Source organism: Prevotella sp. khp1 (assembly GCF_900102205.1).
GTDB classification, from domain to species: domain Bacteria; phylum Bacteroidota; class Bacteroidia; order Bacteroidales; family Bacteroidaceae; genus Prevotella; species Prevotella ruminicola.
This window is the reverse complement of the sequence record NZ_FNJZ01000003.1, coordinates 424134-447533: the sequence shown is the minus strand read 5'-3', so window position 1 is coordinate 447533 and position 23400 is coordinate 424134. Positions and strand designations below refer to the sequence as shown.

24 protein-coding genes and 1 rRNA gene are annotated in these 23400 nt (G+C 49.9%); 8 read left to right on the top strand and 17 right to left on the bottom strand.

Annotated elements, in window-relative coordinates; genetic code table 11:
• Positions 1 to 195 (bottom strand): 16S ribosomal RNA (locus BLR73_RS11030); the annotation flags it as partial.
• 350 nt (positions 196 to 545) lie between these two features.
• Positions 546 to 2870 (bottom strand): transglycosylase domain-containing protein, encoded by a 2325-nt coding sequence (locus BLR73_RS11025; protein WP_033151277.1) that lies wholly within the window; start codon positions 2868 to 2870, stop codon positions 546 to 548.
• Positions 2871 to 2977: 107 nt separating this feature from the next.
• Here BLR73_RS11025 and pyrB point away from each other — a divergent pair, with 107 nt between their 5' ends.
• From pyrB to glyA, 3 genes are read left to right on the top strand one after another with little or no spacing between them, the layout of a single operon-like run.
• The gene (gene pyrB / locus BLR73_RS11020; protein WP_013064233.1) at positions 2978 to 3925 is read left to right on the top strand and encodes an aspartate carbamoyltransferase; all 948 of its coding nucleotides are present in this window, start codon (positions 2978 to 2980) and stop codon (positions 3923 to 3925) included.
• Between the two features lie 19 nt (positions 3926 to 3944).
• A complete protein-coding gene (locus BLR73_RS11015; RefSeq protein ID WP_013065436.1) occupies positions 3945 to 4391 on the top strand; it encodes an aspartate carbamoyltransferase regulatory subunit in 447 nt (148 codons plus the stop codon).
• 60 nt (positions 4392 to 4451) lie between these two features.
• Entirely contained in the window at positions 4452 to 5732 is a 1281-nt protein-coding gene (gene glyA, locus BLR73_RS11010; RefSeq protein WP_013065107.1) for a serine hydroxymethyltransferase, read from the top strand.
• Positions 5733 to 5774: 42 nt separating this feature from the next.
• Here glyA and BLR73_RS11005 read toward each other — a convergent pair whose 3' ends face one another.
• Entirely contained in the window at positions 5775 to 7985 is a 2211-nt protein-coding gene (locus BLR73_RS11005) for a S9 family peptidase (protein ID WP_091861977.1), read from the bottom strand.
• A gap of 65 nt (positions 7986 to 8050) precedes the next feature.
• Here BLR73_RS11005 and BLR73_RS11000 point away from each other — a divergent pair, with 65 nt between their 5' ends.
• Positions 8051 to 8992 carry a tRNA modification radical SAM protein MnmL/YtqA gene (locus BLR73_RS11000; protein WP_091861974.1) on the top strand — a complete coding sequence of 314 codons (942 nt, stop codon included), beginning with the start codon at positions 8051 to 8053 and terminating at the stop codon, positions 8990 to 8992.
• Here the strand turns inward: BLR73_RS11000 and BLR73_RS10995 are convergent.
• Positions 8965 to 9768 (bottom strand): gliding motility protein GldB-related protein, encoded by an 804-nt coding sequence (locus tag BLR73_RS10995; protein WP_091861971.1) that lies wholly within the window; start codon positions 9766 to 9768, stop codon positions 8965 to 8967. The genes BLR73_RS11000 and BLR73_RS10995 overlap by 28 nt on opposite strands.
• Positions 9769 to 9972: 204 nt before the next feature.
• Between BLR73_RS10995 and BLR73_RS10990 the strand changes: the two genes are divergently transcribed.
• Positions 9973 to 11226: a DUF4861 domain-containing protein gene (locus BLR73_RS10990; RefSeq protein WP_091861968.1), complete on the top strand. Its 1254-nt coding sequence runs from the start codon at positions 9973 to 9975 to the stop codon at positions 11224 to 11226.
• Here BLR73_RS10990 and BLR73_RS10985 read toward each other — a convergent pair whose 3' ends face one another.
• Both BLR73_RS10985 and mtaB read right to left on the bottom strand, forming a co-directional pair.
• Positions 11227 to 12249: a glycosyltransferase family 2 protein gene (locus tag BLR73_RS10985; protein ID WP_013063275.1), complete on the bottom strand. Its 1023-nt coding sequence runs from the start codon at positions 12247 to 12249 to the stop codon at positions 11227 to 11229.
• A 17-nt stretch (positions 12250 to 12266) separates the two neighbouring features.
• Positions 12267 to 13592, bottom strand: a complete 1326-nt coding sequence (mtaB, locus tag BLR73_RS10980) for a tRNA (N(6)-L-threonylcarbamoyladenosine(37)-C(2))-methylthiotransferase MtaB (protein WP_041386582.1) — start codon at positions 13590 to 13592, stop codon at positions 12267 to 12269.
• Between the two features lie 267 nt (positions 13593 to 13859).
• Here mtaB and BLR73_RS14390 point away from each other — a divergent pair, with 267 nt between their 5' ends.
• The 3 genes from BLR73_RS14390 (at position 13860) to BLR73_RS10970 (ending at position 15633) form a co-directional block, all read left to right on the top strand.
• Positions 13860 to 14030, top strand: coding sequence for a PG1828 family lipoprotein (locus tag BLR73_RS14390; RefSeq protein ID WP_013064048.1), 171 nt, complete (start codon positions 13860 to 13862; stop codon positions 14028 to 14030).
• 167 nt (positions 14031 to 14197) lie between these two features.
• On the top strand, positions 14198 to 15133 hold the full coding sequence (locus BLR73_RS10975) for a TraB/GumN family protein (RefSeq protein ID WP_091861965.1): 936 nt from the start codon (positions 14198 to 14200) through the stop codon (positions 15131 to 15133).
• Complete coding sequence (locus BLR73_RS10970) at positions 15133 to 15633, top strand: STM3941 family protein (protein ID WP_091861963.1); 501 nt, start codon at positions 15133 to 15135, stop codon at positions 15631 to 15633. Before BLR73_RS10975 ends, BLR73_RS10970 begins: the two co-directional genes overlap by 1 nt.
• 17 nt (positions 15634 to 15650) lie before the next feature.
• Here the strand turns inward: BLR73_RS10970 and BLR73_RS10965 are convergent, their stop codons facing one another.
• From BLR73_RS10965 to BLR73_RS10915, 11 genes are all read right to left on the bottom strand, one after another.
• Positions 15651 to 16193, bottom strand: coding sequence for a hypothetical protein (locus tag BLR73_RS10965; protein ID WP_143010940.1), 543 nt, complete (start codon positions 16191 to 16193; stop codon positions 15651 to 15653).
• Positions 16194 to 16307: 114 nt separating this feature from the next.
• Positions 16308 to 17270 (bottom strand): hypothetical protein, encoded by a 963-nt coding sequence (locus BLR73_RS10960; RefSeq protein ID WP_091861958.1) that lies wholly within the window; start codon positions 17268 to 17270, stop codon positions 16308 to 16310.
• A complete protein-coding gene (locus BLR73_RS10955) occupies positions 17260 to 17919 on the bottom strand; it encodes a hypothetical protein (RefSeq protein ID WP_091861955.1) in 660 nt (219 codons plus the stop codon). The genes BLR73_RS10960 and BLR73_RS10955 overlap by 11 nt, the downstream gene beginning before the upstream one ends.
• Positions 17916 to 18410, bottom strand: coding sequence for an RNA polymerase sigma factor (locus tag BLR73_RS10950; protein WP_033151266.1), 495 nt, complete (start codon positions 18408 to 18410; stop codon positions 17916 to 17918). Before BLR73_RS10950 ends, BLR73_RS10955 begins: the two co-directional genes overlap by 4 nt.
• Before the next feature lie 120 nt (positions 18411 to 18530).
• Positions 18531 to 19199, bottom strand: a complete 669-nt coding sequence (locus tag BLR73_RS10945; protein ID WP_176763676.1) for a helix-turn-helix domain-containing protein — start codon at positions 19197 to 19199, stop codon at positions 18531 to 18533.
• A gap of 176 nt (positions 19200 to 19375) precedes the next feature.
• Positions 19376 to 19966 carry a 50S ribosomal protein L9 gene (gene rplI / locus BLR73_RS10940; RefSeq protein ID WP_013064329.1) on the bottom strand — a complete coding sequence of 197 codons (591 nt, stop codon included), beginning with the start codon at positions 19964 to 19966 and terminating at the stop codon, positions 19376 to 19378.
• 22 nt (positions 19967 to 19988) lie between these two features.
• Positions 19989 to 20255, bottom strand: a complete 267-nt coding sequence (gene rpsR, locus BLR73_RS10935) for a 30S ribosomal protein S18 (RefSeq protein ID WP_013064765.1) — start codon at positions 20253 to 20255, stop codon at positions 19989 to 19991.
• Between the two features lie 3 nt (positions 20256 to 20258).
• Entirely contained in the window at positions 20259 to 20603 is a 345-nt protein-coding gene (gene rpsF / locus BLR73_RS10930; protein ID WP_013063574.1) for a 30S ribosomal protein S6, read from the bottom strand.
• A gap of 113 nt (positions 20604 to 20716) precedes the next feature.
• Positions 20717 to 20920: a hypothetical protein gene (locus BLR73_RS10925; protein ID WP_081358222.1), complete on the bottom strand. Its 204-nt coding sequence runs from the start codon at positions 20918 to 20920 to the stop codon at positions 20717 to 20719.
• Positions 20913 to 21617 carry a response regulator transcription factor RprY gene (locus BLR73_RS10920; RefSeq protein ID WP_013063842.1) on the bottom strand — a complete coding sequence of 235 codons (705 nt, stop codon included), beginning with the start codon at positions 21615 to 21617 and terminating at the stop codon, positions 20913 to 20915. The genes BLR73_RS10925 and BLR73_RS10920 overlap by 8 nt, the downstream gene beginning before the upstream one ends.
• A 52-nt stretch (positions 21618 to 21669) precedes the next feature.
• Positions 21670 to 23232 carry a sensor histidine kinase gene (locus tag BLR73_RS10915; protein ID WP_033151265.1) on the bottom strand — a complete coding sequence of 521 codons (1563 nt, stop codon included), beginning with the start codon at positions 23230 to 23232 and terminating at the stop codon, positions 21670 to 21672.
• Positions 23233 to 23400: the final 168 nt, after the last annotated feature.

Here is a 23400-nt window from a genome sequence, read left to right as displayed (position 1 = left end):
TCTAAATACAACATAGAGCATTAATCCGACTTTCGCCGGGCTATTCTCTACTATAGGGAAGGTTGGATACGCGTTACTCACCCGTGCGCCGGTCGCCAGCATCAAAAGCAAGCTTTCGATCTGCTGCCCCTCGACTTGCATGTGTTAAGCCTGTAGCTAGCGTTCATCCTGAGCCAGGATCAAACTCTTCATTGTAAAAATTTGTTTGTTTCTCCTATTATAAAATAGAAGTATATCTGTCTCAGAACAACTATCCAAATTCAAGAAATTGAAACGGTTTGTTCATTTACCCAAGAGCATTTCTGCTCTTGCTTCTTGTACTACTTCTGTTTATGTAAATCTTTCAAAGAACTCTTTCTTTTAGTGCTTGTCAGGTGGTGTTCCTGATTTGCGGGTGCAAAGGTACAACAAATTTCAATACCAACCAAACATTTTCCAAAAAAAATTCCCAAAAACATGAAAGTTTTCGGGAATGTTTACAATCTCTGTATTACACCTTATATATAATATATAGGCAAATACGAAATTCTATATTTTTGAGGTTTTTATTCAAAAATCTCCTCGATGTCGTTTTCGCCACCAGAATCGTCGGTCTCGCCGCCACCCATCGGACAAGGATCGAAACCGGCGGGAACATCAAACACCTCGTCCTGGTGATATCCTAAGCGGGCATTTTTATAAACCTGCTGCATGTAGAGTGCGAAAATGGGCAGTGCACCCGAGGCTCCCTGACCCATGGCCATAGAGTTGAAGTGGATATCACGATCGTCGCCACCTACCCAGCAGGCGTTAACCAATGTGGGGGTAAGACCTACGAACCAGGCATCGCTATTATTATTGGTGGTACCTGTTTTACCTGCCAGCTGACCGGTGAGGTTATACTTGAAGCGCAGACGACTGGCGGTACCGCCATCAACTACATTGCGCAGCATATATATCATCTTATGTGCACTCTCCTCGCTAATCACCTCGTTCAAACGGGGCTGGAACTGGGCAATCACATTACCCTCGCTGTCCTCGATCTTAGTTACGAACATGCACGCAGCGCGGATACCATGGTTAACAAATGCGGTATAAGCACTGGCCATCTCGCCTACACTGATGTCGCAAGGACCCAGACAGAGGGCCATCGAAGGATGGATATCGGGGTTGCGGATACCGTACTCGTGAAGCAGATCGACGAAGGCACGGGGATTGAGCTTACTCATGAGGTAGGCCGAAATCCAGTTGTTTGACTGCTGCAAGCCCCACTTCAGGGTTACCATCTCGCCGTAGCGGGCCTTACTACCGTTGCGTGGCGTCCACGACTGACCGGCCACGATGTAGGTCTGCTGTACGTTAGGCGCCTCGTCGCAAGGGGTAAAACCATTCTCCATGGCGAGCGAGTACAGATAGGGTTTGATGGTAGAACCAACCTGGCGGCGACCTTCCATCACCATATCGTAAGCAAAGTGCTCGTAGTTAAGACCACCCACGTAGGCCTTTACATAACCATTCTGTGGACACATGCTGATGAAGCCAGTACGCAGGAATGATTTGTAATATTTTATCGAATCGAGTGGCGTCATAATGGTATCCACCTCGCCGTGGTAAGTGAAGACCGACATCTTGGTCTTGGTACGGAACGAACGGTAGATCTCGTCCTCGGTTGCCCCACTCTCCTTGAGCACACGATAGCGCTCGCACTGACGGATAGAACGATTCAGAATCTGCTCTACCTGGGCAGCGGTGAGGTTGGCCGAATAAGGGGCATTCTTCTTTGACTGCATCTCCTTATCGAAGGCGGGCTGCAGGAACTTTACCACGTGCTGGTAGGCAGCTTTTTCGGCATACTCCTGCATGCGCGAATCGATGGTGGTGTAAACCTTCAGGCCATCGGTATAGATGTTATAATTCTCGCCATCGCGCTTCTTGTTTTTGTTACACCAACCGAACAAAGGGTCTGTCTCCCAGTTAATTGAGTCGGTGACGAACTTGGCCATATTCCACGAAGGATAGTTGGCACGGACGGGTTTTTTGGCGGTCATGTACTGGCGCAGGTACTCACGGAAATACTGTGCCAGACCTTCCTTATGGTCGGCCACATGGAACTTGAGAGTGAGTGGCTGGGTGCTGAGCGAATCGTAGGCTTCGGGGGTAAGGTAGCCGGCCTTTACCATCTGACCGAGCACCACGTTACGACGGTCGCGACTGCGCTCGGGATTGCGTACGGGGTTGAAGTAAGAAGGGTTCTTACACAGGCCCACGAGTGTGGCCGACTCGGTAACGCTCAGGTCTTTTGGCTCCTTGCTAAAATAGGTGTTGGCAGCTGTCTTGATGCCCACCGCATTGTGCAGAAAGTCAAAATAATTCAAGTACATGGTAATAATCTCGTCCTTGGTGTAGGTACGCTCCAGTTTGACGGCTATCACCCACTCGATGGGTTTCTGCAGCAGGCGCTCGACGGTGGAGTGAGCCTGTTCGGAATACAACTGCTTGGCCAGCTGCTGGGTGATGGTGGATCCACCACCGGCACTCTTCTGACCTAAGATACCTCTTTTTACTATCGCGCGCGCGAGGGCGATGAAATCCACGCCCGAATGATCGTAGAAGCGCACATCCTCGGTAGCCACCAATGCCTGAATGAGTGATGGAGCGATTTTATTGTAATCTACCATCACACGATTTTCACGATTATAATTCCAGGTGCCCAACAGCTGGCCATCGGCAGAATAAATCTGGGTGGCGAAGCGACTGATGGGGTTCTGAAGGTCTTCGATAGGTGGCATATAACCAATCCAACCCTTATCGATGGCGTAAAAAGCACCGGCCGTGGCCAGGATGGTTAATGTCAATAATGTCCATAGAAAATAGACAAATAGCTTTCTCATATCCTCTTTTTAGTTACTTTTTGGTGCAAAATTACTATTTTCTTTCAAAATACGGCACGGAAATCAGAAATATTGTGTAATTTTGCGCCGAGAAAATTAAATTATTGATGAAAAAGCATAATTTTGTAACAATTGCCGATCTCACTCGAGAGAAGATCCTCTACATGATTGAGATGGCGCAAGAGTTCGAGAAGCACCCCAATCGTGAGTTGCTGAAGGGCAAAGTTGTGGCAACCCTTTTCTTCGAACCCTCAACCCGAACCCGACTTAGTTTTGAAACAGCAGCTAACCGTCTGGGTGCCCGTGTTATCGGATTTGCCGATCCGAAGATTACCAGCGGCACCAAGGGCGAGACACTGAAGGACACCATCCTGATGGTATCGAACTACGCCGACGTGATTGTGATGCGCCATTATATCGAAGGCGCCGCCCAGTATGCTTCGGAGGTAGCCCCAGTGCCCATCGTGAATGCCGGCGACGGCGCACATCAGCACCCCTCGCAGTGTATGCTTGACCTCTACTCGATCTACAAGACGCAGGGCACGCTGGAGAATCTGAACATCTATCTGGTGGGCGACCTGAAATACGGACGAACGGTACACTCGCTGATTATGGCCATGAGGCACTTCAACCCCACCTTCCACTTTGTGGCGCCGAAGGAACTGGCCATGCCGAAGGAATACAAGATTTATTGCGACGAACACGGCATTAAGTATCAGGAGCACACGGCGTTTAACGAGAAGGTGATAGCCGATGCCGACATATTATATATGACGCGCGTGCAAAAAGAAAGATTCAGCGACCTGATGGAATACGAACGCGTAAAGAACGTATATGTGCTGAACAACGACCTGCTGAAAAACGCCAAACCTAACATGAAGATATTGCACCCGCTGCCACGCGTAAACGAGATTGCCTACGAGGTGGACGACAACCCACATGCTTACTACATACAACAGGCCGGTAACGGACTGTTTGCCCGCGAGGCCATCTTCTGCGATGTGCTGGGAATTACACTCGACGAAGTTAAAACAGATAAAACTATTATTCATTGAACATTGAACATTGAACATTATGAATAAGAAGGAGCGATTGGTTGCCGCGATTGAGAACGGCACTGTGATTGATCATATTCCAACCGACAAGACATACCAGGTGGCCAGCTTGCTGGGACTGTTTACACTGAAAACACCTGTTACCATCGGTTTTAACTATCCCTCGAAAAAGGTGGGCTCGAAAGGTATCATCAAGGTGAGCGATAAGTTCTTTACCGACGACGAGGTGTCGCGCCTCTCGGTAGTTGCACCTAACGTGATACTGAGCATTATACGCGACTACGAGGTGGTTGAGAAGCGCAGTGTGGTTACACCATCGGAGATTAAGGGCATTGTGAAGTGTAATAACCCCAAGTGTATTACCAACAATGAGCCGATGAAGACCCACTTCCACGTTGAGAACGGCATTCTGACTTGTCACTACTGCGAGAAGGAGCAGGATATCAACAAAGTGGAACTGTGCTAACATTGAACATTGAGCATTGAACATTGAACATTGAACATTTTTTCCCCAATAAACAAAACAATGAACAGAGACAACACAATCTTCGAGTTGATTGAGAAAGAGCATCAGCGCCAGCTGAAAGGCATTGAGCTGATTGCAAGTGAAAACTTCGTAAGCGACCAGGTGATGGAAGCCATGGGATCTTACCTGACTAACAAGTACGCCGAGGGTTATCCTGGACACCGTTACTATGGTGGTTGCCAGGTGGTTGACGAGGTTGAGCAGTTGGCTATCGACCGCGTTTGCAAGCTTTTCGGTGCTGAGTACGCTAACGTACAGCCTCACTCAGGTGCTCAGGCTAACGCTGCCGTACTGCTGGCCGTACTGAAGCCAGGCGACACATTCATGGGATTGAACCTGGATCACGGTGGTCACCTGTCGCACGGATCACGCGTAAACACATCTGGTTTGATCTACAACCCCATCGGTTACAACCTGAATAAGGAGACCGGTCGCGTAGATTACGACGAGATGGAGCAGCTGGCACTGGAGCACAAGCCAAAGCTGATTATCGGTGGTGGTAGTGCCTACAGCCGCGAGTGGGACTACAAGCGCATGCGTGAGATTGCCGACAAGGTTGGCGCACTGCTGATGATCGACATGGCTCACCCTGCAGGACTGATTGCAGCCGGACTGCTGGAGAACCCTGTGAAGTACGCTCACATCGTAACATCAACAACCCACAAGACTCTGCGTGGTCCTCGTGGTGGTATCATCCTGATGGGTAAGGACTTTGAGAATCCTTGGGGCCTGAAGACACCAAAGGGTGTAACCAAGATGATGAGTCAGTTGCTGAACTCAGCCGTATTCCCCGGACAGCAGGGTGGTCCTCTGGAGCACGTGATCGCTGCCAAGGCTGTGGCTTTCGGCGAGGCTCTGCAGCCTGAGTTCAAGGAGTGGGCTAAGCAGGTACAGAAGAACGCTAAGGTACTGGCCGACGAGCTGGTTAAGCGTGGCTTCGGAATCGTTAGCGGTGGTACCGACAACCACTCAATGCTGGTTGACCTGCGCTCTAAGTATCCTGAGCTGACTGGTAAGGTAGCTGAGAACGCTCTGGTTGCTGCCGACATTACCGTTAACAAGAACATGGTTCCATTCGACAGCCGCAGCGCTTTCCAGACTTCTGGTATCCGTCTGGGTACACCTGCCATCACCACACGTGGTGCTAAGGAGGACCTGATGGTTCAGATTGCAGCCTGGATTGAGGAGGTACTGAACGATCCTGAGAACCCAGAGGTTATCGCAAGCGTTCGCGCCCGCGTTAACGAGAAGATGAAGGATTATCCTTTGTTCGCTTATTAATAAATAAAAGCCCCAGCCGATTGGCTGGGGTTTTTATTTGTTTTATTTCAAATTATCATTGAAATGATTGATGGCCTGGCGGTACAGGTGGTTGCGGGTGTTACCACCCGAGATGCCGTGATTGCGGTTGGTATATACTAACTGACGGAAATCCTTATCGGCCTGTACCAATGCCTCTACGTATTCGGCGGTGTTCTGATAGTGAACGTTGTCGTCGGCCAAACCATGGCAGATGAGCAGCGCACCATGCAGGTTGTTGGCACGGGCGATGGGGTTAACCTCGTCGTAGCCGCTGGCATTCTCCTTAGGTGTACGCATGTAACGCTCGGTATAGATAGAGTCGTAATAACGCCAGCAGGTAGGAGGCGCGATGGCCACACCGGCACGGAACACAGGGCGACCCTCGGACATCGACATGAGGGTGTTCCAGCCACCATAGCTCCAACCCCAGATGCCGATACGATCCTTATCTACATAACTCTGATTACCCAGCCAAAGGGCTGTCTCTACCTGGTCGCGAGCCTCGAGCTCGCCCAGGCGCAGGTAGGTACACTTCTCGAATTCGGCACCACGACCGCCGGTACCACGGTTATCAACGCACACGCAGATATAACCCTGCTGACACAGATACTGCTCGAGGATGGCACCATTGCCAGCCATGCCCAGGCCCCACTGGTTGAGCACCTGCTGCGAGCCAGGACCGCCGTACTGATACATGATGACGGGATACTGCTTGTTGGCATCGAAGTTGGCGGGCTTAACCATATAACCGTTCAGCTGCACGCCCTCGCTGGTGGTAAAAGTAAACATCTGCTTCTGGCCCAGCTCGTAATCGGCCAACTTTGCCTTGAGCTCGTGGTTGTCGATAAGTGTGGTGAGCTTTTTGCCGTTATTCTGGCAGATGGTGTACTGGGCGGGATTGTTGATATCGCTCCAGATATTGATAAAGTACTTGAAGTTCTTGCTGAAAATGGCGTTGCTGACACCCGACTTAGGAGTGAGCGCCTCTACCTTGCCATTCTGGTGGGCCACCATCACCTGCTGCTCGGTAGCACCAGTGGGGTTAGCGGCAAAATAGGTGTCGCCGGTCTTCTCGTCGTAACCGTAAACGGCCTTAACCACAAAATTCTCGTGGACAATCTGGCGCAGCAGCTGTCCGTTCAGGTTGTACAGATACAGATGGTTGTAGCCATCGCGCTCGCTGGGCAGCAGGATGTGCTGATCGGTGAGCTGGATGTCGTCGAGCACCTCTTCCTTGATGTACTTATCAACCTTATCCTCGATAGCCAGCTTGCAAACGGTTGAGAGCGGGTTGGCCATATAGATACGCAGCACGTCCTGGTGGCGGTTCATGGTCATGATGGCCACCTTGGCAGGATCGCTGGTAGCTTTGATACGGGGGATATAATCCTCGGCACCCAGGGGCACATTGATCTTGCGGGTCTGATGACTCTTGATATCGTAGCTCCACACGCTAACCTTGGAGTTAACCTGACCGGGCACGGGGTACTTATAGGTGTAGTCGCCAGGGTACTCGGCAAACTCGGTGCGGGTGGGCTTCAGGCCCTTGAACAGCTGCATAGAGTACTGCTTAACGGCGCTCTCGTCGTAACGGATCCACAGAATCTGCTTAGAGTCGGCTGTGAACACCATCGACGAGTTGGTTGAGAACTCCTCCTCGTACACCCAGTCGGGGATACCGTTGATCACCTCGTTGCGCTTGCCGTCCTTGGTAACCTGACTCTCGGCATTATCGTAGAGCAGCTTTACCAGGAAGATGTTGTTGTCGCGTACGAAGGCAATCTGGTTGCCATCGGGCGAGAACACGGGCGTTTGCTGAGGACCGCCATCCGACAGGGGCTCCAACTTGTTGTTGCGGATGCTATATATATAATAGGTGGCGGTGAACGAGCGACGATAGATGGCCTTGGTGCCAGTCTGGATGAGCAATCGGGTGCCATCGGGACTCATGATGTAACCATCCACCTCACTGATCTCAGCGCCACGGGCGGTGGCTGCATCGAACAGCACGCCTACCTGTTTGCCGGTTTTAAACGAGTAAGTAACAATCTGCTTACCATCGCTGCTAATCTGCGCGTAGGTCTCGCCATCGGCCAAGGGGTAAACGGCGCTGATGGACTTACTGCGGAACTCGCCCTTGGTAATGTCGGTGAGCGTAATCTGCTTGCCAGCCGAAGCACTCACAGCCAGCGCCAGCGACACGCCAAGCGAGAATAATCTTAATTTCTTCATATTTTTCGAGTTTTTACTGTTTCAGACTGCAAAGATAGCGTTTTTTTCGTTAACTTTGCACACTGATGGATTTAAATAAAGTGAATACACCCTATTATAACGACTACGGCACGTGGATACGACGCCAGTTTCCGTACCGTGTGCAGAAGATATCGATAGATGCCGGCTTTACCTGTCCGAACCGCGACGGACGGATATCAACGGGCGGCTGCATCTACTGCGACAACCGCACGTTTAACCCCTCGTACTGTCAGCGACGCCTGAGTGTGAGCGCGCAGCTGGCCGAGGGCAAGCAGTTTTTTGCGCATAAGTATCCCGACATGAAGTACCTGGCTTATTTCCAGGCGTTTACGAATACATACGCCCCTATCGAGCAGTTGAAAGCGCTGTACGAAGAGGCGCTGGCGGTTGAGGATATCGTGGGCATTGTGATTGGCACACGCCCGGATTGCGTATCGGACGAGCTGCTGGATTACCTGGCCGAGCTGAACCAGCGTACATTTGTGCTGGTGGAGTACGGACTGGAAAGCTGCAACGCCGCAACGCTGCAACATATCAATCGCGGACATACGTTCGAGCAGTCGGTATCGGCCTTGGAGCGCACCCACCAACGCGGATTGCTCACCGGCGCGCACATCATCCTGGGACTGCCGGGCGAGGATGCGGCCGAGAGTCTGCGCCAGGCCCCTATCCTATCGCAGCTGCCCATCGACATTCTGAAGATTCATCAGATGCAGATTATCCGTGGCACCAAGTTGGCCGAGATGTACGAACGCGAGCCGTTCCACATCTACAGCGTGGATGAGTACATCGAACTGATTGCCCAGTACATACAACGCCTGCGACCGGATATGGTGCTGGAGCGTTTTGTGTCGCAATCGCCTAAGGAACTGCTGATTGCGCCGCATTGGGGACTAAAGAACTACGAGTTTACCAACAAACTGGTAAACTACCTGAAGCAGAATGATATACACCAAGGTCAGTTGGTTTTGCGGAACTCAGAATAGTTGTTGTTTCGCAGCATCTGGTCGATGGTAAGGTTGTGGCTCTTCATGTAGCGATCAACCATACGGGTATAAACGGTGTTGAACACGTGCTTGCCGTAAGCCTGATTGATGACCCATTGGATTTTGCCGATATGCATGTCGCGCTCCTGCTGACTGAGGGCGCGGTCCTGCGGCATGGGGTACAGACTGAGCAGGTAGAACCCGGCGCAATCGGGCACAATGTAGCTGCGGGTCATCGTGGCCAGCTGACTCTTGGAATAGCCGTAGAGCGGATTCTTGTAAAGGGGATAATCGCTGCCCAGGTACTTATCCAAGCAGATACCGATAGAGCCGTTGCCCACAATCACACTCTGATCGAGCGAACCAATCTGGGCATACACCTCGGGTACCTCGATGCCAGGGATATGCTCGCGCAGATACTTGAACACCTTGGTAAAATCGGCATTGATATCATCCATGCTGGCATACTGCTGCTCGGCCTCGGAAATGATCGCCTGCAAGGTAGAATCCTGATAGAATCGCAGGAACTTGGTGTTAATCTGCTGATCATCCACCTTACCGATACGCAGCACATCCTCGATAAGCGTGCGGGTTTGCATGGGATAAGCGGTGTTCATCTGCTGCAAAGCCGAAAAATCGCCGGTGGTAAGGTACAGACTCTGGATACGGTCGTAGCGATCAACCTTAACAATAAGGTCGTCGCCTGCTGTAAATTGCCATTCACAGCTAATGCATCCAAAGAGCACTATCAACAGGAAATAATATACCTTGCGCACGGGCTATTTTTGTGGGGTAATGATATACTTATGTTAAAAAATTCGTTGCAAATATACTAAAAAATATTTTAAAAACCAAATTTTAACCTAAAATATTTAAATAAAAGTATAAAAACCTGCACATTTTTGTTTATTTGTGTAAAAATCGGGGGCCGTTTGATGGTTTTTGTGTACTTTTGCTCTCTGCTAAGACAAATAAAAAAGATGAAGAAGAAAATGATAACGTTGGCACTTGCTGCCATCAGTGTGATGACCGCCCAGGCTCAGCAGCAGCTGACCGTGAGCGTTACTAACCCATCGGCTGCCGCACGCACCGATCAGGCGGTGATAATCCCCCTTAACAGCTACGGCGAAGTGCGCCGCGCGCTGGTTACCTGCGAGGGCAAGGAGATACCCTGTCAGCTAGATGATCTGGACCAGGACGAGGTGTTCGACGAGCTGTGCTTTTTGACCGATCTGAAGGGCAAACAGCAGTTGAAGTACCAGGTACAGCTGTTTACCGACCTGTGCGACGAACCTGCCAAATACCCTGCCCGCGTGTTTGCCGAAATGCTGATTCGCAACGACAAGGTGAAGGAGAAAAACAAGCACAACAACTTTATCGAGGCCATCACCGCGCGCGGCGACTGCGCTAACTCGTACAACCTGCAGCACCATCACGGCGTGGATTTTGAGAGCGAGCTGAACGGTATCCGCATCTACTTCGACAAACGTCAGACACTGGACCTGTACGGTAAGTTCCAGAAGCGCCTGGAGCTGGAGGAAACCCAGTTCTACACCCAGCCTGAACAGAAGGCTCAAGGTTACGGCGACGATGTGCTGTGGGTAGGCAACACCTTTGGACTGGGTGCGTTCCGCGGTTGGGACGGAAAGCAGCCCACGATGATTGAGCCCGTAGCCTCGCGCACACAGCGCATCATCTCGTACGGTCCGCTGCGCGCCATCGTAGAGTTAGTAGATAAAGGTTGGCAGGCACCATCCACCAACACCTACCACCCATCACCCATCAACCTAACGATACGCTACATCCAGTACGCCGGTCATCGCGACACCGATGTAGAAGTATATTTCACCAAGAAGCATACCGACGTGAGCAACTACCGATTCTCTACCGGTGTGATTAACGTGAAGGGTTCGGAGGAGTTTACCGACCATAAGGGTTTGCGCGGCTGTTGGGGCAGCGACTTCCCCACAGGCGACACCATCAACTTTAAGCGCGAAACGGTGGGCTTGGGTATATTGATACCCCAGCAGTACATGGCCAGCGAGGAGCCAGCCAACAAAGATAACTATGCTTTTGTGGTAAAAGCCAACCAGAATATACTGAAGTACAAGATAGCGTATACCTCTGATAACGAGACATTTGGCTATCATACCGCTAAGGATTGGTTCAACTTCCTGAAGCTGTGGCGCAAGGAGGTTGAACAGCCCGTAAAGGTGGTGATTACCCAGCCATAACTAAAGGGGCAAGGCACTAAACAGCTTGCGACCTTTAGCGTAATACTGCCAGAGCAAAGAGAACGATTTTTGCTCTGGTATTTTTATGGTCTGACGCGAAGCCTGAATGGCTTGGCGGTCGGCTTCAAAATCTTTCTTCCAACGTTTAAAAGCGCGACGGGCACGGTAGATGGCCTTGAAGTCGCCCCAGTTACGACCCAGAATCAGGGTTTCCCAGGCGGCCAGGTAATCCAGGAACCAGCGCCAACGCATCACGTGCTGCAGCTCGCCATCGGGCAGGCATTTATACAGCATCGTCAGGTTGTTGCGGAAGTTCAGGAAGGTCTTCATCGGGTTACCCTTAGGCAGCGTGCCGCCACCAACGTGGTACACGTAACTATCTGGAATGCAGACGATACGGCGACCACGAATGCGCAATCGCCAACACATATCAATCTCTTCGTTATGGGCAAAGAACCGGGCATCCAATCCGTTTACAGCCCAGTAATCGGTGCTGCGAATGAGGAGCGCGGCGCCTGTGGCCCACAGGATATCGGCCACATCGTCGTACTGTCCGTTATCGGCCTCGACGGTATCGAAGATTCGACCGCGACAGAAGGGATAGCCAAAGCGGTCGAGATAGCCACCGCTGGCACCGGCATACTCAAAGCGGTCCTTATCAAAGATGGAGAGCAGCTTGGGCTGACAGGCAGCCACATCGGCATGGGCATCCAGGTACTCGATCATCGGGGTGAGCCAATGGTGGGTAACCTCGATATCGGAGTTGAGCAGCAGGTAGTACTCGGCCTGGATCTGTGCCAAAGCCCGGTTGTAACCCTCGGCAAAGCCCCAGTTCTGATCCAGCACAACCAGCTTTACCTCGGGGTAATGCTGCTGCAGGAACGCCAACGAATCGTCGGTTGATGCGTTATCGGCTACATAAACCGTGGCCTCGTCCTTTGAGTAATTAAGCACGGAGGGCAGATACTGCTCGAGCATCTGGCGACCGTTCCAGTTGAGTATGACTATTGCTACTTTTTCCATTTTTTCGCGCGCGTACATTATATAATACACATTAACGACTCCTTATCGCGGGTCATCTCGCCCAGCTTCACACTGATAAGCTGATTATCGAAATCGGGGTTGGCATCCTTGGCGGGCAGCTCTACACGGATATAGTTCTTTGTAAAACCGTGCATGGCACGACCGCGGGTAGCCTTCTCGAACAGCACCTCGGCCTGCTGGCCGATATAACGCTCGTAGAAAGCATGGGTTTTCTGATCAGAGAGTTCCAGCAAGCGCTTTACACGCTGCTTCTTCTCCTTCTCGGGAACCACGTAGGGGATGCTGAGGGCCGATGTGCCTGGGCGCTCGGAGTATGGGAACACGTGCAGCTGAGTAACATCCAGGCTATCCAGGAACGTGTAGGTCTCCTCGAAGCACTCGGGTGTTTCGCCACGGCAGCCCACCATCACATCCACGCCGATAAAGGCATCGGGCATCAACTCCTTGATACGGTGGATCTTCTCGGCAAACAGCTCGCGATCGTAATGACGATGCATGAGCTTGAGCACCGTGTTGCTACCACTCTGCAGGGGGATGTGGAAGTGCGGCATGAAGGCACGGCTCTTGGCGCAGTACTCGATGAGCTCGTCCGAAATCAGATCGGGTTCGAGCGAGCTGATGCGGTAACGCTGAATGCCCTCTACCCCATCGAGCGCCTTAACCAGGTCGATAAACTTCTCGCCGGTAGTCTTACCAAAGTCGCCGATGTTCACACCGGTGAGCACAATCTCCTTACCACCCTCGGCAGCGGCCTCCTGGGCCTGCGCTACCAGCGAGGCAATCGTTGGGTTGCGCGAAAAACCACGGGCGTAGGGAATAGTACAGTAGGTGCAGAAGTAATCGCAACCATCCTGCACCTTCAGGAAATAGCGCGTGCGGTTACCCTTTGAGCAGCTGGGCGCAAAGGATTTGATATCCTTGGTTTTCTCACGATAATACTTAGCTGTGGGGGCGCCTGTCCAGGCATCCGACAAGAACTGAACCAGGTTGGCCTTCTCGTTAGAGCCTAACACCAGACTTACACCCTCGATCTTTGCCACCTCGTCGGCCTCGAGCTGGGCATAGCATCCCGTTACCACCACAAAGGCACCGGGATTCTCGCGCACCAAGCGGTGAATGGCCTGACGACATTTCTTATCAGCCACCTCGGTTACCGAACAGGTGTTTATCAAACAGATGTCGGCCTGCTCGCCTTTCTGGGCAGTACTTACGCCCAGGTCCTGAAGCATCTTACCAAAAGTAGATGTTTCTGAGAAGTTCAACTTACATCCGAGTGTAAAATAGGCAGCCTTTTTGCCTTGAAATGCTGAGGTATCTATCATATATAAAATAGGTGTATTGTTTGCGGGCACAAAGGTACGACATTTTTTGCAAAAAACACGCATTTTGAGCCATTTTTAAGTTATGTGCGAAAATTACACTAAATTTAACATTTCGTAAGTGGTTGATTTACAGCGTTTTGCGAAAAAGTTACAAAAACCCCTAAAAAAAAATCGAAAAAAATGATACGTTGTATTAAAATAATGCTTACCTTTGCATCGTTTTAATAAACAAATGATTGTTTTACAGATTTTAAAAGCTTAGAAAAAATGAAGAAATTGGTATTCATGTTCGTAGCAGTTGCTGCTATCTCTTTCGCATCATGTGGTAACAAGGCTCAGGCTCCTGTACAGGACACTGACTCTATCGCCGAGGTAGTTGACACTGTAGCTGACAGCCTCGCTGTTGACACAGTTGCTGCTGATTCAGTTGCTCAGTAATTGAACGAACGATTGAGAGAAAGAGCCCGTAGAACTCAGTTCTGCGGGCTTTATTTTTGTTCTGTCCCCAACCCAATGTTATTATTAGGTTAAGGCGCGCGTTTTTCTTGCGCAATCAAAAAGTGTTGCTTATATTTGCAACGTGAAACTTATAAACCAAAAAAGTTATGAAGAAAACCTTCCTTATCCTGGCCATAGCCTTTACAGCTGTTAGTGCCAACGCTCAGTTCCTGTTCCGCATCAGCGGCAAGAAAATCAAAGAGCCATCTTATATCCTCGGATCAGTACACACGTTGCCCGGCTCTCTGCTCGACAGTATCCCCGAATTTATCGAGGCCGAATCGAAATGCCGTCAGCTTTATGCCGAGTACGATATCAGCAGTCAGCAATCCATGGCCCAGGCACAGGCTGCAGGACAGCAGGCTATCAGTCTGCCCGAAGGGAAAAACATCTTTGACGTACTGAATCAGGACCAGATAGACCTGCTGAACACGCGCTTTAAAGAGACTTTCCAAGTGAACTTTACCGACTCGGTGATGAAAAGCGTATGGAACTATCAGCCCAACGTGCTGATTACCACATTCAGCTTGATATTTACAAGTCAGGAGATGCAGAAACATCCCGAGTTAGGCATGACCGGCACACCGATAGACATGTTCTGCATCAATCGTGCCAAGGAGCGCGGATTAAGCTTCGGACAGCTCGACGAGGTACAGCCCGAGGATAAGCTGAAAAAGATGCGCGACTCGCTGAATGCCAAGATCGACGTGCAGGTTGACTCGCTGGTGGCTTTTCTGAGCGACATGGGGCATCGCAAACAGATGATAGCCGACGAGCTGAACACGGTAGCCAAGACCGGAACCTATTGGAAAGAGGGCGATTACGATAGTTTTGCACAATCAGACTACTGGATTTCGCAGGTTAACAAGCAGCCCGAACTGTTTAAGGCCCGCAACGAGCGATGGTTGCCCAAAATCAAAACCGCCATCAGCCAAACACCAACCCTATTTGTATTCGGCGCAGGACATCTGATTGGTCAGTCGGGCATTATCCAACTGCTGCGCAAAGAAGGCTATAAAGTAGAACTAATAAAGAGAAAATAATGAAAGTACTTAAAGTTAACTACTCAAAAAAGTTGCCCGCCATAGGACTGCTGATTCTTGTTCCATTGGTTGGCGTTGTGGCATACTTTTCTATGTGCAACGAAGACGCCTTCAGATTCGTTAGTGCATTCGCTGCTGTCATGTTCGTTAATTTAGCGATCGAACTGATCAGAGGTTGGCGTCGCATCGTTGTCAACGACGAGTGCATAGAGGTAAAAAGCAGGTATAAGTGGACGGTCTGCTTCCGCGACGTAGAGGATTTCTATCCCGTAACCTATAAAGGTCAGTATCTGATTGGCATACACTACAAGCAGGAACACGAGAATTATCGTACCGATGAGTATCTGGACGAAACCCGCGAAACACGCATGGCCTATAAACTCAGTCCCGGTGCTCCCTACGAAATCCCCACACGCTACTTGGACATCAAGCCCCAAGAGCTACTGAAGCAACTAAACGAGAGATTACATCTCCAGAAAATAACAAGCCGCACAGAATAGTGCGGCTTATTTTTTGCTTACCAAACCTGCCAGGCAGCTATCTCTTTAAGCAGTCGACTCATGGCGCGCTCGCATTCTTCGGGATACGTGAGGGTTTGTACAAACCAGAGTTTGCGATGACGCACAAACTTTGCATAAAAGCGGCGCCCGGTAATCTTACCTGTATCGCTATGCAGCGAGCCTGAAAGAATAAAGAAGTCCTTACCCGTGCGTTGATGCGTGGCATGCAGCTCAGCTGCGTATTTGTTGGCAGCCTGATCGACGCTGAGCGAGTCGGCATTACGTTGCACAAAGGCCGCCAGCACAATCTCGATGCTATCCTGCCAAAAACTGAACCTGCAGCAGCCTTTCTCCATCAACGAATCGTCGGAAGGTTCAAAAAACATCGGGTATTTAATGGTGTAATCGTAATCATCATCGTGATAAGTCACCAGCCGTGTCTGCGTCATCGCCCGCTCCAGCTTCTCGGCCAACGGACGGTCATTACATCCACCACAGTTCGACATATATACCATAAAAATCACAAACGCACCAAACGCTAAAAATAAGAATCTCCTCATACCTGTAGTTTTTGACTGCAAAGGTATGAAGAGAATATAAAGAGAGAGAATTATTTGGCTGACATTTGTCTGACAATTCACTGACAGCGATCGAACTATCTGAATTTCAGTTGCTTACTTTTTAAGTCGTTCGATGCACATATCGAACAGATTCTGGATAAAATCGTCGCCGGTGACCTCTTTCAGCTTCTTGATCTCGCTGATAACCAACTTCTTTTCGTCGGCCTCAAGTCCATCTGCGTTCTTGCAGAGATTATAAATCGAGGTGGCGTGATGGGTAGCGGTATTGCCATCGGGATTCTTCAGGAAGAACTTCTTGTAGGTGTTGAACTCGCTGAGCCAGATATACGACGACTTGGGTGCATCGATAGAATCGAGGTTGAACTCAAAGTTGTCTCCAAACCCCTTAATGTTTTCAAGCTGATCGCCTACAGCCTCCATAATCTCGTCGATCTTCAGCGGCTTTCCATTCAGAGTAACGCTTGCTATGCGCCCCTTTCCATAGGATTTGCGTGCTTCGGGCTTCATGGCATAGGTGACGGCCAGTCGGACTATAGCCTCGCCATTCTGCTCTACCCAGTCCATCGCATAGCAATAACGGTATTTCTTGGTAGCGTCATCCTCATCATTAAAGCAGGCATAGACATAATTAGCTCCTTCCTTGGTGCCGATAGCTACCGACTGCTTGCCATCGCCTACAGCAATCTGAATGCGACTATAGTGAATAACGCTAAGCATCGTTTCGTGCCTTTTCTTATCAACCCTTTCATTCACTTCATCCTGGCGATGTGTACCCGTACGATAGGTGTAAGCAACATCCTTATCCTTCTCGAAAGCCTCCTGGATATTCTTGATGTGCTTACGTGCCTGAGCCGAAGCTAAGGTAAAGTCGTACACATCGGCCTGGGCAGTTTTCTGTCCCGTTTCCGGGTCGCGCTCCAAGGTGTGCTGCGTCTTGGTTTCTACTATCTTATCCTTCAGCAGGGCATCAAATGCCTTCTGAATGTTCTGCTGCGCCATCAGGGTTGAGGGCAGCGCCATCAGCATGGCCGACAGAATTAAGTTTTTACTCTTCATATGCAATAAAATTTGTTTGTTCGTTAATATATACTATGGTACCATCTTCTTGCATCACGGGAATGTAGCCGTAAGCGGCCATCTTCGCCTCTATCATCTCGTCTTCAGCCTGTGCCTGGGCTTTAACCTGCGCCATCAGGGCATATGCCTTATCGATATCGTGGATAGTGGGCACTATCTTGCGCTTGCTGCGCTTCTTGGCGGGGGCAGGCTGGGCAGCCGCCTTGGGTGCCAGCACCGTATCGGTATGAACCGTCTCGTTTTGAGGCATCACCATCTCGGTTTCCGACTGTACCGTTGTGGTATCGGTCTGGGCGGTGAGCGGTGCTGCGGGCACAAACGCCGACTGATGAGAGGGAACGGCCAGATACACCACACCGGCAACAACGGCTGCAGCGGCCAGGCTCCAAACCATCCAACGGCGACGGCTTTCGGGTTTCTGCTCTGCGGCGGGCTGAATATCAGCAGGCTCTGCAACGGGCTGCATGGCCTCGATCTCCTGGAACAGCTGCTGGTAGCAGGTCCACTCCTCGGGGATGTTATCGCCCTTGAAGTAGCTGCTCAGGATATCCTCCTCGTCGAGCGTAGAAGTGCCGTCCATATATTTGGTAAGCAACTCCTGAATGTATTCCTTGGTGTACTGTATCATAACTCGTTTCGCTGTTTGATTTCTTGTAATAATGTTCGTCGGGCTCTGGCCAGCAGGGTACTTACCGATGTGGGCTCGATGCCTAACAGTTGGGCTATCTCTTCGTGACTGCGCCGCTCTACTTGTCGCATATAAAGTAAGGTGCGCTGCGTGGTGGGCAGCTGGGCCAGCCGGGATTGCAGCCATTGCTCGTTCTCCTTGCTCTCCAGCTCTTCGTGTGGACTGGTTGTTAGCCCCACCACGGTGGCCTCGTTGAGCGCCTCGGTAGGTTTTCGCCTTTGGTGGTTTCGCAGCAGATGTTTCGACATCAGCGACACGATGGCCTCTACCGATTGGTATTGCTCCAGTTCATGGTGCATCTGCCACAGACGAAGCATCACATCCTGTGCGATGTCCTCGGCCTCTTCCTTACCCGCACCATAGTGGAGACTTACGCTGATGGCTTTTTCGCGCCACGTGCGGGCTATCTGTTCGAATGCATTTTTTTCCATTTACTTTTGCTTTACAATCATTAGACACATAAACGGTCCGAAACCAAACAAGCATTAACTGTATTTAACAAAAAAATCTCCCCATACATGGTATGAAGAGACAAGGTGTTTATGTGATAACTATTTGATTTTCAATTCGTAAGCTTTTCCGCGGTCGGCCTCAATCTTTAAATCTGAATGGGCCTCGATGATGGGCTTTAAACGACGGATAAGCGTGTAAAGCGTTTCGCTGGCGTCGTCCTTTTTAGGCCATAACGTGTCGCAGATTTCGGTTTTCGACAAGCTGTGATTGGGTGAACGGAAAAACATCTCCATCAGCTGTAGCTGCATGGGCGTGAGTTTTACCACGCTGCCTTTGGCATCAACAATGCGGCCATCCAGCAAAGCCAACCCGCCATAAAGACCCTCAATCATCTGTCGGCGGTGCTGATACAAACAGAACATACCCCACAGCATAGCCAAGGTGCAAAAAGCTAAGGCGGGACGTTGTTCCGACATCGAGAAAATGGTAGCAGCTGAACACTGGGCCTCGCAACGGAACGCATGCTGACGGGTATCGACAGCCAGCAGGGCCTGACCGCGCAGGGCATCTAACTGCAGATGGCGGTTAAACACTTTAATGGTATCGGCAGTAATCACATCGCTCTGCTGCTCGTCGAGGGCAAAAGCCAAAGCCTGACTCATATCCTTCTGGACCAGACATTCGGTAGCGCGATAGCTACTGAAACTTGTAACTGCCGATGCGGCAATCAGCATCAGGAACACCAATACGGCGTATTTCTGTTTCATCTTCATCAAGGTTTATTATTCTGGTTGCAAAGATAAGCACTTTCGGGCAGTTAAGCAAGGCTTTTACATTATTTGGCACAAAAAAATCCCGAGGGAGAACCCTCGGGACGCTGTGTCATAATAAATAATGATGCCTTACAGCATGTTATTAATTGTTATGATTTAATCTTTTTGAGTTATGCCTCAGCAGGAGCATCGATTGCCTCGAGAGCCTCAGCCTCGTCGGCAGCCTCAGCAGCCTCTGCCTCGTTAGCAGCAGCCTTCTTTGCATCAGCAGCAGCCTTGATGGCAGCCTCAGCGTCAGCAGCAGCCTGCAGCTCAGCAGCATTCTCAGCAACTACCTTTACAGGGAGCTCAACGATAACCTCCTTGTGGAAGTGTACCAGAGCTACATAGTCGCCAACCTTCTTGGCATCCTTCATGGTGATGATCTTGCGATCAACCTCCTTACCCAGCTTAGCGAGCTCGTCGGCAACCTGAGCAGCACCAACTGAACCATAGAGCTGGCCAGTTACGCTTACCTTAGCGGCAACCTCTACAACTACACCATTGAGCTGAGCAGCCTTCTCCTCGGCAGCAGCCTTGAGGGCAGCCAGCTTGTGAGCCTGCTGCTTCAGGTTCTCTGCGAGAATCTTCTTAGCTGAAGGGCTAGCGATAACACCCTTACCCTGAGGGATGAGGTAGTTACGGCCATAGCCAGACTTTACATTCACGATATCGTTCTTGAATCCCAGACCGATAATATCTTCTTTCAGTATAATTTCCATAATCTTGCGTCCTCCTCTTTAATTATTTCATCAAATCGGTTACGTAAGGCAGCAGTGCGATCTGGCGGGCACGCTTAACGGCCTGAGCCACACGACGCTGATACTTCAGAGATGTTCCAGTGATACGGCGGGGAAGAATCTTACCCTGCTCGTTGAGGAACTTCTTCAGGAACTCGGGATCCTTGTAGTCGATGTACTTGATACCGCTCTTCTTGAAACGGCAATACTTCTTCTTCTTTGTATCGATAGAAGGAGCTGTCAAATAACGGATTTCACTCTGTTCTGCCATAGTTTAAGCCTCCTCTTTTTTACCAAGCTTTGCACGACGCTTCTCGGCGTACTCAACTGCATACTTGTCAAGTTTAACAGTCTGGAAACGAATTACCTTCTCGTCACGACGGAAAGCAGTCTCCAATGTCTTAATCACTTCTGGCTCAGCCTTGAACTCTACCAGGCAGTAGAAACCTGTAGACTTCTTCTGAATAGCATAAGCCATCTTCTTCAATCCCCAGGCCTCTTCGTTGATGATCTCTGCACCCTTATCGGTGAGAACCTTCTTGAATTTTGCGGCCGTTTCCTTCATCTGTTCATCAGACAAAACGGGAGTTAAAATGAAAACGGTTTCGTATTGATTCATACTACTTAATAAAATAAATTAATAATGTTATTGCTTAAAGCGGGTGCAAAGGTACAAAATTTTTATTGAACATTGACCATTGAACATCGAACATTCCTATGATTTAAGAATATTTAATATTTTTCGCCTCTTTTCTGTTGCCGAACGTGCAAAACAGCGCCTAAAACAATGAAAATCAGACCGGTAAGTAACACCAGGTTATAACGGGTGAAGCCGGTAAGATAACTAACCAATAAAAGGAGAGCACCGGCCAAAACCAGTGCTACTCCCAAATATGCTTTTATGATTCCTCTTTTCACCATGCCCGGTTTACTCATCGTCTACCTCAGGAGTAATGAGCTTGTAGCCCTTACCATGAATATTGATAATCTCGATCTGTGGATCGTCCTTCAGATGCTTGCGCAGCTTAGTGATGTAAACATCCATAGAGCGGGCATTGAAGTAGTTATCATCAATCCAGATAGTTTTCAGAGCGAAGTCGCGCTGCAGAATCTCGTTTGAGTGACTGCAGAGCAGAGCCAGCAGCTCGTTCTCCTTGGTGGTAAGCTTGGTCTGCTTCTCGCCAATCTGCAGCAACTGCTTCTGGGTATCGAAAGTGAACTGACCCAGGCGGTAAACAGTAGATTCGCGGCTCTTCTTACCCTTAGTGCGGCGCAGAATGGCCTCAATACGGAACACGAGCTCCTCCATTGAGAAAGGCTTGGTGATGTAATCGTCGGCACCCAGCTTGAAACCTTCGAGGATATCCTCCTTCAGGGTCTTAGCTGTGAGGAAGATAATGGGCACGTCTGTGTTGGCAGAACGAATCTCCTGAGCGAGTGTGAAGCCATCCTTCTTAGGCATCATCACATCGAGCACACAGATGTCGAATTTTGTCTTGAGGAAAGCCTTGAAGCCTGCCTCACCATCAGCACAGAGTTCTGCAACAAAGCCTTTGGCCTGCAAATACTCACGGAGCAGCATTCCGAGGTTCTCGTCGTCCTCGCAAAGCAAAATCTTAATTTTGTCGTCCATCATCGTTAAATTTTAAAGTGTTATTAATTAAATTATATTTGTATTATCACGTTTATTGTTCGTCCTCCTTCAGGATGGGCAGCGAGATAGTAAAGGTGGTACCCTTGCCCAGCTCGCTCTCGCACTTGATCTCGCCCTCGTGCAGGTTGATAATCTTCTTCACGTAGGCCAAGCCAAGACCGAAGCCTTTCACATCGTGCACGTTTCCTGTATGAACGCGGTAGAACTTCTCGAAGATCTTCTTCACGTTCTCCTTCTTGATGCCCAGACCGGTATCGCGGATTGAGAAGCACAGACGATCCTTCTCGTTCCAGGTCTTGATATAGATATCGATAGGCTCATCGGGCTTGCGGTACTTCACAGCGTTGTCCATCAGGTTGGTGATAGCGTTCTGGAAGTGAACCTCGTCCACGAAGATAGCTGAATCAACAGCCTCGATATCGGTATAGATCTTACCGCCGGTATGCTCTACACGGAGCGTGAACGACTGGGCGATATTCTCAACCATCTCGTTCAGGTCGAGCTCCTTCTTCTTGAATACAATGCTCTTCTTATCGAACATCGACATCTGGAGCACCTTCTCAACCAGGAAACGCAGACGCTTCGACTCGTCGGAAATCACACCTCCCAGGTGCTTGGCCATCTGCTCCGACTTGGCTACGCTGGGGTCGTTCATCATCTGGGCTGCCAGCGAGATTGAGGCGATAGGTGTCTTGAGCTCGTGGGTCATGTTGTTGATGAAGTCGTTCTTAATCTCGGTGAGTCGCTTCTGACGGAAGATGACCACGATGGTGAATAGGAACGTGAGCAGCAGCACAAAGGTAAAGATAACTGCCGGGATCATGAAACGCACACTTGAGAAGATGTACGAACTCATGTCGGGGAAGTGGATTTTTACCACACCCATCTTTGATGAGGGGTCGTGACTGAACAGCGTTTGTGAGTAAACACTCTCCTCGCCCTCGGATGAGTATTCGGGACAACGGTACACCTCGCGACCATCGGCGGTTTCCACGCGGAAGTGGTATGGGATGTTGATACCGTTGTTGAGCAGTTCGGTACGGATATCCTGATCGAGCAGCTTGAAGTTGATGCGCTCCTTCAGAGGTTTATCGCTGGCGGTATAGAGGATGTTGTAAACTACCTCGTCAAGCAGCGCCTTCTGATATACATAACGGTTGCGCACAATCTCCTGCAGCGACTTAGAGGCCTCGGAGATGCTGTTCTTATCGGTACGCAGAATCATGGCCTTGGGCACGTTGGCGGGACGGATGGCAAACGTTTTGAGCTCGAAGCTTGAGTAAACGGTACCATCGTCGGCAGCTACAGCAAACTGGTGTGAGTGCTTAATGGTGCCGTCGAGACCATCCACCATCACAGAGTCCTGCTTATAGGCCTTGCGCTCGGTTTCCTTCACATCCTTCTCGAGATAACGCAGGGTCTCGTTCATCTCCAGGTTACGCGATGCCTGATAGAGGCTACGCTTAACCGACTCGTCGAGCTGTTCCTTCTTCATCTTCGCCATCTCCTCGATGTACGAGATCTGAAGGTACAGAAGCCCTACAAATGAGAGGCCCATGACTATTGCTATGATCCAAATCGTACTTTTCTTCATATCGATTGCAAAGATAAGCTATTTCTTAAAACGACGTACCGAATTTGTTAATTATTTCGGGCTGATTTCGCAAATTTAACAAGATTATGACATTTTAGTTGCAAATATACAATTAAAAAAGAATCCCTGCTAACCAAATAGCAGGGATTCTACCATATTCAATGTACA

What these genes read in the sequence shown, in the direction of transcription:
- BLR73_RS11025 (WP_033151277.1), bottom strand. Translation starts at nt 2,870, where the DNA reads ATGAGAAAGCTATTTGTCTATTTTCTATGGACATTATTGACATTAACC.
- pyrB (WP_013064233.1), top strand. Translation starts at nt 2,978, where the DNA reads ATGAAAAAGCATAATTTTGTAACAATTGCCGATCTCACTCGAGAGAAG.
- BLR73_RS11015 (WP_013065436.1), top strand. Translation starts at nt 3,945, where the DNA reads ATGAATAAGAAGGAGCGATTGGTTGCCGCGATTGAGAACGGCACTGTG.
- glyA (WP_013065107.1), top strand. Translation starts at nt 4,452, where the DNA reads ATGAACAGAGACAACACAATCTTCGAGTTGATTGAGAAAGAGCATCAG.
- BLR73_RS11005 (WP_091861977.1), bottom strand. Translation starts at nt 7,985, where the DNA reads ATGAAGAAATTAAGATTATTCTCGCTTGGCGTGTCGCTGGCGCTGGCT.
- BLR73_RS11000 (WP_091861974.1), top strand. Translation starts at nt 8,051, where the DNA reads ATGGATTTAAATAAAGTGAATACACCCTATTATAACGACTACGGCACG.
- BLR73_RS10990 (WP_091861968.1), top strand. Translation starts at nt 9,973, where the DNA reads ATGAAGAAGAAAATGATAACGTTGGCACTTGCTGCCATCAGTGTGATG.
- BLR73_RS10985 (WP_013063275.1), bottom strand. Translation starts at nt 12,249, where the DNA reads ATGGAAAAAGTAGCAATAGTCATACTCAACTGGAACGGTCGCCAGATG.
- mtaB (WP_041386582.1), bottom strand. Translation starts at nt 13,592, where the DNA reads ATGATAGATACCTCAGCATTTCAAGGCAAAAAGGCTGCCTATTTTACA.
- BLR73_RS14390 (WP_013064048.1), top strand. Translation starts at nt 13,860, where the DNA reads ATGAAGAAATTGGTATTCATGTTCGTAGCAGTTGCTGCTATCTCTTTC.
- BLR73_RS10975 (WP_091861965.1), top strand. Translation starts at nt 14,198, where the DNA reads ATGAAGAAAACCTTCCTTATCCTGGCCATAGCCTTTACAGCTGTTAGT.
- BLR73_RS10970 (WP_091861963.1), top strand. Translation starts at nt 15,133, where the DNA reads ATGAAAGTACTTAAAGTTAACTACTCAAAAAAGTTGCCCGCCATAGGA.
- BLR73_RS10965 (WP_143010940.1), bottom strand. Translation starts at nt 16,193, where the DNA reads ATGAGGAGATTCTTATTTTTAGCGTTTGGTGCGTTTGTGATTTTTATG.
- BLR73_RS10960 (WP_091861958.1), bottom strand. Translation starts at nt 17,270, where the DNA reads ATGAAGAGTAAAAACTTAATTCTGTCGGCCATGCTGATGGCGCTGCCC.
- BLR73_RS10955 (WP_091861955.1), bottom strand. Translation starts at nt 17,919, where the DNA reads ATGATACAGTACACCAAGGAATACATTCAGGAGTTGCTTACCAAATAT.
- BLR73_RS10950 (WP_033151266.1), bottom strand. Translation starts at nt 18,410, where the DNA reads ATGGAAAAAAATGCATTCGAACAGATAGCCCGCACGTGGCGCGAAAAA.
- BLR73_RS10945 (WP_176763676.1), bottom strand. Translation starts at nt 19,199, where the DNA reads ATGAAACAGAAATACGCCGTATTGGTGTTCCTGATGCTGATTGCCGCA.
- rplI (WP_013064329.1), bottom strand. Translation starts at nt 19,966, where the DNA reads ATGGAAATTATACTGAAAGAAGATATTATCGGTCTGGGATTCAAGAAC.
- rpsR (WP_013064765.1), bottom strand. Translation starts at nt 20,255, where the DNA reads ATGGCAGAACAGAGTGAAATCCGTTATTTGACAGCTCCTTCTATCGAT.
- rpsF (WP_013063574.1), bottom strand. Translation starts at nt 20,603, where the DNA reads ATGAATCAATACGAAACCGTTTTCATTTTAACTCCCGTTTTGTCTGAT.
- BLR73_RS10925 (WP_081358222.1), bottom strand. Translation starts at nt 20,920, where the DNA reads ATGAGTAAACCGGGCATGGTGAAAAGAGGAATCATAAAAGCATATTTG.
- BLR73_RS10920 (WP_013063842.1), bottom strand. Translation starts at nt 21,617, where the DNA reads ATGGACGACAAAATTAAGATTTTGCTTTGCGAGGACGACGAGAACCTC.
- BLR73_RS10915 (WP_033151265.1), bottom strand. Translation starts at nt 23,232, where the DNA reads ATGAAGAAAAGTACGATTTGGATCATAGCAATAGTCATGGGCCTCTCA.